The organism is Lyngbya sp. CCY1209, assembly GCF_035615495.1.
In the GTDB taxonomy this organism is placed as follows: domain Bacteria; phylum Cyanobacteriota; class Cyanobacteriia; order Cyanobacteriales; family Microcoleaceae; genus Limnospira.
The window spans coordinates 20,492-27,807 of the sequence record NZ_JAJENU010000239.1 but is presented as its reverse complement, the minus strand read 5'-3'; the positions used below and the strand labels follow the sequence as shown (position 1 = coordinate 27,807).

6 protein-coding genes are annotated in these 7,316 nt (G+C 53.4%); 1 reads left to right on the top strand and 5 read right to left on the bottom strand.

The genetic code is table 11. The annotated features are described in order from the left end of the window. Positions 1 to 47: 47 nt before the first annotated feature. The 4 genes from LKE08_RS06215 to LKE08_RS06200 form a co-directional block, all read right to left on the bottom strand. The gene (locus LKE08_RS06215) at positions 48 to 2,615 is read right to left on the bottom strand and encodes a CHAT domain-containing tetratricopeptide repeat protein (protein ID WP_324703334.1); all 2,568 of its coding nucleotides are present in this window, start codon (positions 2,613 to 2,615) and stop codon (positions 48 to 50) included. 382 nt (positions 2,616 to 2,997) lie between these two features. Next, a complete protein-coding gene (locus tag LKE08_RS06210) occupies positions 2,998 to 3,258 on the bottom strand; it encodes a hypothetical protein (protein WP_324703333.1) in 261 nt (86 codons plus the stop codon). A 44-nt stretch (positions 3,259 to 3,302) separates the two neighbouring features. Next, on the bottom strand, positions 3,303 to 3,908 hold the full coding sequence (locus tag LKE08_RS06205; protein ID WP_324703332.1) for a hypothetical protein: 606 nt from the start codon (positions 3,906 to 3,908) through the stop codon (positions 3,303 to 3,305). 51 nt (positions 3,909 to 3,959) lie between these two features. Then, complete coding sequence (locus LKE08_RS06200; RefSeq protein WP_324703331.1) at positions 3,960 to 4,271, bottom strand: hypothetical protein; 312 nt, start codon at positions 4,269 to 4,271, stop codon at positions 3,960 to 3,962. Positions 4,272 to 4,376: 105 nt separating this feature from the next. On the opposite strand from LKE08_RS06200, the gene LKE08_RS06195 reads away from it, so the two are divergent. Next, on the top strand, positions 4,377 to 4,556 hold the full coding sequence (locus LKE08_RS06195; protein ID WP_324703330.1) for a hypothetical protein: 180 nt from the start codon (positions 4,377 to 4,379) through the stop codon (positions 4,554 to 4,556). Between the two features lie 171 nt (positions 4,557 to 4,727). Here LKE08_RS06195 and LKE08_RS06190 read toward each other — a convergent pair whose 3' ends face one another. Then, entirely contained in the window at positions 4,728 to 6,749 is a 2,022-nt protein-coding gene (locus LKE08_RS06190; protein WP_324703336.1) for an adenylate/guanylate cyclase domain-containing protein, read from the bottom strand. Between the last annotated feature and the right edge of the window lie 567 nt (positions 6,750 to 7,316).

Here is a 7,316-nt window from a genome sequence, read left to right as displayed (position 1 = left end):
GGGGGATTTAGGGGGAGCAACCCCAACCCTCTTCAAAGTCCCCCTTTTTAAGGGGGATTTAGGGGGAGCAACCCCAAACCGTAACAGCCCAACGCCCCCCAATGCACCGGATGCTCAAACGGACAACCTTTGTCCTTGGCATACTTTTTAACCAGTTTTTTCGCATCCCCGACACGGGTGAGGGCTTTGGAATTATTGAGGACTCGATTTTCCTCGGCTTTCAGATGATTTTCCACCGGCTTTTTATACCGCTTCTTAAACTCCGCCGCCGTCATCCGCCGCATTTTTTGCTGTGCCGCTTGCAACGCCTGAACCCGGTTTAATCCCTCCCCCCGCTGTTCGTGATAGAGAATCGATAACAGCGCCGCCGAACAGTCGTAAATTGCCCACTGACTGGCTATGGCACCCCGCGCCCCCGCACAGAGAAATCCCGTACTCAATGCCACCGGTTCATCAACTAAACTACCGGGAAAAAATAGGTTCGTTTCGCAACAGGAGAGAAACACTTCCTCCAGTTGCGGGAAACGCCAACCGGGAGAAAACAGTTTGCTGACGCTGATGGTGCCGTCGCTGAGTAGTAATCCCGACTCTTGAGAATTGTCGAAGCGACTTTGGGCGTGGTGGGTGCTCACCAGGCGGTTAACTTGTTGGAGTAATTTCCGGTAGTTTTGGCGGGTAGCCGCCGAACCGATGAGACGCCGTTGGGGGTCGATTTTGAAGAATTCGGCGACTTTTGCCCCCTCAAAGCCGCTGAAGGGCAGGTCGTCGGTGGCGTTTTCTGCAGTGCCATAATTGGTGTCGGAGATGTTGCCGCGTTTGTGGCAGAAGCCGAGCACTTGCAGGCTGGGGGCGTATCGGATGAGGAATTTATCGCCGAGATAGCCCTCACCCCCAACCCCTCTCCCAGTGGGCGAGGGGAGATGGATGGGTAGGGCGGCGAAGGGGATTTGATGCAGGAACAGATGGGGAACGATGACTAATTCTTCGATGTCTTGCAGGTGTTCTTTTATCAGGCGGTTCAGTTCCAGGCGGCGGGAGAGAACCGCCAGCACTTTGGGCATTCGCCGCTTCCACTGTTGCTTGCGTTGTTTGCGTTTTTCCTGGTGTTTTTTTTCGTCTGCTTCGGTGATGCCAAACCCGGCATAGGGGGCAACCCACATTTTTCGCAACCACTGTTGTAGGGTGTTGTAGCCCTGTCCTTTGCAGGTGAAACAACGGGGTTGGGACTCTCCCGAACGGAGGATGAAAATATGGGTATCGTTGTCGGTGGTATAAAAGTTGAGAATTGCCGTTTTTTCCGATAGCAGGGGTAGAAAATCTGAGAGTTTCGGGGGTTGAACTTGCCGCAGTTTGGCGACGACTTCATCAACGTTGCCGAGTTGGTCGAGGATGACTTGTTTTTGGCCTTCGATTTCGGCAATGTCAGCGGAGACGGTGGTGGCGGCGCGGAGTTGGCGGGTTTTGAGTTTGTCGGGTTGGGTTTCCCCGGAGTCGTCTTGGGTGTCCCCGGAGTTGTCTTGGGTTTCCCCGGAGTTGTCTTTAAATTCCTGGCGTTTTTGGGTGATTTGGTCGTCGAGGCGATCGAGTTGTTGCAGCCACTCCTGCACCTGGGGGGGAATGTTGCCGTCGGCGTAGAGGTCGGCGGTTGCCATCAAGTCTACCAGGCGTTTCGCCCTCACCCGTTCGACGATTTCCAGGGCGGTGGGGATGTCGTCGAGGTTGATGGCGGCTTGGATGGCGTTTTCGTAAATATAAATCGATTCGGCGACAATCTGCTGGCGACGGTCTTCGCTGAGGGCGGAACGCCGGGAGAGTTCAATGGCTTCAATGGCAACCTGATACTGCTTTAAGGCATCTTGCCAATGCCCTTGATTAAATTCCAGGTTCGCCCAATTGCGGGCGGTTGTCAGGCAATCTAAGGGGAAAAGTTCCGGTTTCCAGACGGTGAGGGCCGCTTGGTAGCAGTCGATCGCGTCTTGCAGGTTGGCCGCGCGATCGCCCGTGGGGAGGTCAGAGTAGGCAGTCCCCAGGTTGTTTTGGGTCGTGGCCCATTGTAGGGGGGCGGTGTCGGGTTTCCTGACGGTGAGGGCCGCTTGGTAGCAGTCGATCGCCCGTTGCAGGTTGGCCGCGCGATCGCCCGTGGGGAGGTTTGAGTAGGCAGTCCCCAGGTTGTTTTGGGTTTGTGCCCACTTGTCCGGGAGGCGATCTTGGGGTCGGGCGTCGAGGACCAACCGATAGAGTTGAATGGCAATGGCGACATTCTGTTCTCGGCGACCTCGGGGATAGTCCTGAAGACGAATGGCGATGTTTTCAATCAGTCCGACGACGCCTTCTTCTAACTCCTGATTTTCTGCCGTGCGGACTTGTTGAAGAAAGGTTTTCGCCGCATCAGCCAAGTGGGGGTCAAGCCGTCCACCCCGTTTATCCAATTCCTGATAAACATCCTCGGCGCCTCCATTGATTTCGGCTTGCAGCAAGGCTTGCAGAAAGGCGAGTCTCTGTTGGTTCTCTTCGTTCATCGGCAATACTTCCTGGGGTGGTTTGGGTTGGGCAATGGGCGGGGTTTCCCGCAGCCGCCGCCAAAAGCGGCGAAGGGGTTCAAAGAATTGTTTCATAATTCCTCGTTTTCGGGGGTTGTTTTGGGCGTCTGCTGTTCTATCGATTCTGGCACGGGTTTTTTATGCGGGGTTGGGTTGGGCGCGGGCGGCGGGGGGGGCTAAAGCCCAACAACGGGGGGGTTTGTGGGCGGGTAAATTTTTGTGAATTTGAGCTTGACTTTTTTCGGGATTTGACAGACTATAACACCATGAGAAAATGTGCCGCCATATAATATGGCTCTGGGGAGGAAGAAACCGCTGGGGAATCAATTCCCCAGCTCATAGCGAAAATCCTCTCAAGAGGATTAAAGAACCATCCAATCGAGTCAGTCCACTTAAGTGGACTTCTGCTGTGAGCCTTGAAATTCATTTCAAGGCGGGACTTTCGGTTGGGGAATTTTTAGGCATCTGGTGGCGGGGGAATCTCGACATTTTCCGTCGCAGGCATCAACTTAATCTCTTCTTTTGCCGCCGCCTTGTTACCAGCAATCACCTCCTCCATTGCCTCCATAAAATGGAACTGATGCACCCGTTTCTCGGAGTCCGGCTGTTCCGTGCTCGCCGCACCCACCACCGCATTCAGAACCGCCTTTTTGATATCCCGCCCCGAAACGCCCTCGAACTGTTTAGCCAGTTCTGAAAAATTGACCGAATCATCCAATCGATATGCTAAAAAAGGGGGAGATTAGAGCGTTGGGATGAGAGTCAATCGACTTGGATGATCAGGTGATCGAAAAAGAGCGATCGCTTCATTTTTGCATAGGGATCTAACTGCGCTTCCATCGATTCTGTCCAGGCGTAAAGTGGACTTTTATCGAGGCTAAACAGTGGGAATTGGGGGGGAGGAACGAAGTTTTTGAACAGGGGTTGAAAGAGCGATCGCGCCGTTTGCTGCCAGTGACGATATTCCAAACCCTGCAACTCGTTATCCAGGACATAGATCCCCTTGAGAGCGGATTCTGGACTGTTCGATTTGATCTCAAAGTCCCGATGGTCAACGGTGGGAATTTGATAGTCAAAACTGCCGTTGTCATTCGTTGAATCCACCAGCCAAATTTTCAGCTTTTGCCAATTCAGATGGGACATCCGACGACTCTTGCTAAAGATGGGACGGCTGATGTTTGCGTCCATAAAGCTGTAGGTTGTGTCGCTGACGATGTACTGCCCCCCTTGCATTTCTCCGGGAACGCCAATCAATTCAATCTGTTTGATTTTGTTGTCCCGTGACGGGTTGGGTTCTAGCGTCATGGTCAGGAAAACCGTGGGACGGTTGTGGGTTTGATGGGTGTGATTCTGATTGGGCCTTGGCATGGTTTTACGTCCTGTTTACAATTCAATTTGGGGAGATCAGACTCTTTGCCTTTAATTGCGAACTGCTTTCAGCACGGTCGCTTCTTTGCGGTTGGGTTTGACGACGTTGCTGGGTGCTTTTTCGAGTTTGCTGATGACGGATTCTCCTTGGGGTTCCCACATTTCGACCACCGCTTCGCCGTCGAGAATGTAGAATAGGAAGTACAGCAGATAAGCGACGGCAAAGTAGGTCAGAATGACAGAGGTGAGGTAAGCCAGATAAAAGACTTCAATCAAGGTGAGTACCCATTCGATGAACGCCTGAAAGATAGTTTCCATTAACTTTTTGGCTTTTTTCCACAATTTTTTCAGCCAGTTCCACATATTGCACTCCATGTTGTGGGTTGCAGAAATTGGGCGACTCGCCGTTTCCACTCTGGGGGTGGCTTGCTTGCCGCTACATAGCTATCGGAGAAGCGATCATTTTTTATGCGAAGGCTGGAGAGTGGTGTCACCTTGAAAAGGCTGTATCTTCTGCCTGACAAGGATTTCGGCGATTTCAAAAATGCGATCGCACCCTCGGACCGGCGGGGACTCAAACCCAACAACGGGGGGTTTGCGGGTGGGGAAATTTTTGTGGATTTGGGGTTGACTTCTGCTCGGATTTGACGTACTATAACACCATGAGAAAGTGTGCCGCCATATAATATTGCTCTACAGTTGATTTTCCTCTGCGCCCTCCGCGCCTCTGCGGTGAAAATTTCGGCTTTGAGGGCGCAAGTTTTGCGCCCCTACAATTGGGGATTTTTTCCGAGCTTTGAGGGCGCAAGCCTTGCGCCCCTACAATTGGGGATTTTTTCCGAGCAGCCAATAGGTCGTCATTTCTCCCTTTCCTTTGACGGGGATTTCTCCCCGTTTTTTAAATACATACTTTTCCCGCAGGCGCCGATAGGTTTCCTCCGTGACTTGGATGGAACCGGGCGCCCCCGATGATTCCATGCGAGAAGCAATATTAACGGCATCTCCCCATAAATCATAAATAAACTTTTTGATTCCAATTACCCCCGCCACCACCGATCCGGTGTTGATGCCGATGCGAATTTGGAAGGATTCAGAACCGGGTAAATCGTCGCTCTGGAACTGCTTCATCGCCGCCTGCATTTCTAATGCCATATCCGCGATCGCTTCTGCGTGGTTGTCCTGGGGCAAAGGCAAACCCCCCACCACCATGTAGGCATCGCCGATGGTTTTGATTTTCTCCAGACCGTGCTTTTCCGCCAGATGGTCGAAAATGGAAAACATTTCGTTGAGCAAACTCACCAATTCGATGGGCGGCATCCGTGCCGAGAGGGGGGTGAATCCGACGATATCCGCGAATAAAATCGTCACTTCTTCAATAGCCGAGGCGATCGCTTTTTGGTCCCGTTTCAACTGGTCCGCGATCGGTTTGGGCAATACATTCAACAGCAGATGCTCCGATCGCTCCTTCTCCTGACGCAAAGCCGCCGTCCGTTCTTCAACCCGTTGTTCCAATTCCCGGTTAGTTTTTTCCAGGGCAATAAACGATTCCCGCAACTGCTGCACCATCGTATTAAATGATTGTGCCAAAATCCCCAATTCTTCGATGCTCTCCTCCTCAACCCGCTGGTCGAGTTCCCCGCTGGCGGTGGCATTTCTTGCACCCCGGGCGATCGCACCGGAGGCTTCACTGAGGCGTAAAATGGGTTGAGCGATCCGTCTTGCCGTGAACACTCCGAACATCGTCGCCAGCACCAGCGCCACCAAACATAATACAATCGTCGTGCGGGTGTTGGCATTAATCCGCTCCATAAAATCCGCCTCCGGAACCACCACCACAATCAACCAATCAATCCCCCGGGGGTCGGTAATGGGAGTCACCTGCAAAAATTCCCGCCGTCCGTCGAGGCGAAAAATCAACTGTTCTCGGCCGTCAATTTCGCCAAGATCTTGGAAGCGATCGCTCAAATATTGAGCCGTCGCCTGGGTGAGGGAATTGCTGCTGTTCACCGCCCGAATTCTGGGTGTCGCCCGGGTTTCGTCCTCGTTCTCGAAGGTTTCTTCCAGGGTCGAAGTCGCCACCAGCAAACCGTTGCGTTCCATGATGAATGTCTGTCCGGTTTTGCCGATTTCCAGGGTGCTGAGAAATTCGCTGATTCGCTCCAACGTCAAATCCGTGCTCGCCACCCCCAGCAAATTGCCGTCCCCGTCGAAAATGGGTTGGTTGGCGGAAATCACCAGGGCCTTGGAGCCGAAATAGGCGTAGATTTCACTCCAGACGGGTTCCCCCGCCTCCACCCCCGCTCGATACCACGGCCGGATTCGGGGGTCGTAGTTGTCCCGGACGCTGACCAACTCGGTGCGGTTTCCCCCGGCGTCCGCCAGCCACTTTTCCAAATTGCCGCCGGTGCTGTCCGCGAGGATGTCAAATTCGATGGAGCCGTCGTCGTAGCGGTTGGCGCCGATGTAAACCCCCGTTTCGGTGCCGATGCCGATGTAGCTGGCGGTTTGGAACTGCTGCATCTGGGTCCACAGGTAGCGCTCGAGTTGGGGGAGATTGTCCAGGGAGATCAACCCCAGGCGTACCGCATCGACGTTGATCTGGTTGACGAGGTGGGGGGTTTCCAGGTAGGTGTCGAGTTCCTGGCGGATGCGATCGCTCACTTCCCCCTGCAACTGGGTGGCCAAGTCGTTGACGGCGCGGGAGCCGTTGCGAAAGGAGAGCCACCCCGTCAATCCCACCGCCATAATAATTTGCACGAAGAAGGGGACGACCAAAACCAGGCGCAGGGACAGTTTGGGCGCGTCGTGCGGTCGCCGACGAAATAGAGCCTTCAAACCCATGTGTAGAGCCTCCCCAGATGAGCGATCGGAACCGAGCGAAAATCCTGTCAATCTTGAATACCCCAACGGGAGCGGGCCAAAATCCGCAGCGATCGCGCTTCGGATCGCCTCCCGTTCTCTTACATCCTAAGTGAGATGGAGATCGGGACGATCACGGCGTGGGAGTCCGCACTCGGGTTTCGGTGCCGAAAGTTTTGGCAGCTTCCTGGTCGGACACCCGGGTATTGCGGTAAGCTGGAATAGAGTTGGAACCGGTTCAAATGCGCGATCGCACCCTCAATTTCTACGATTGACAATGTGACCGTTTCTCAACCTTATTTTCGCGACAATTTTCCGAAATTTGACGCCGGTTCGCCGCGATTGTCGGTGGTAATACCCATGACGGATGAAGGTCCTGATGGGTTAAAACCCGCTCCCCAAATCCGTCAGTTTGTCCGAAGATATAAAAGTAGGTCGAAGCAAAAATTTGTCGGATATTTGTGATTCGGGAATGCTTCCCGGTCAATCCTTTGAAACGCCGATCTTTTGCTTCGGAGTGGGTGATTGCAATCACCCATTTTGGGTTGC

What these genes read in the sequence shown, in the direction of transcription:
- LKE08_RS06215 (WP_324703334.1), bottom strand. Translation starts at nt 2,615, where the DNA reads ATGAAACAATTCTTTGAACCCCTTCGCCGCTTTTGGCGGCGGCTGCGG.
- LKE08_RS06195 (WP_324703330.1), top strand. Translation starts at nt 4,377, where the DNA reads ATGCGAAGGCTGGAGAGTGGTGTCACCTTGAAAAGGCTGTATCTTCTG.
- LKE08_RS06205 (WP_324703332.1), bottom strand. Translation starts at nt 3,908, where the DNA reads ATGCCAAGGCCCAATCAGAATCACACCCATCAAACCCACAACCGTCCC.
- LKE08_RS06190 (WP_324703336.1), bottom strand. Translation starts at nt 6,749, where the DNA reads ATGGGTTTGAAGGCTCTATTTCGTCGGCGACCGCACGACGCGCCCAAA.
- LKE08_RS06200 (WP_324703331.1), bottom strand. Translation starts at nt 4,271, where the DNA reads ATGTGGAACTGGCTGAAAAAATTGTGGAAAAAAGCCAAAAAGTTAATG.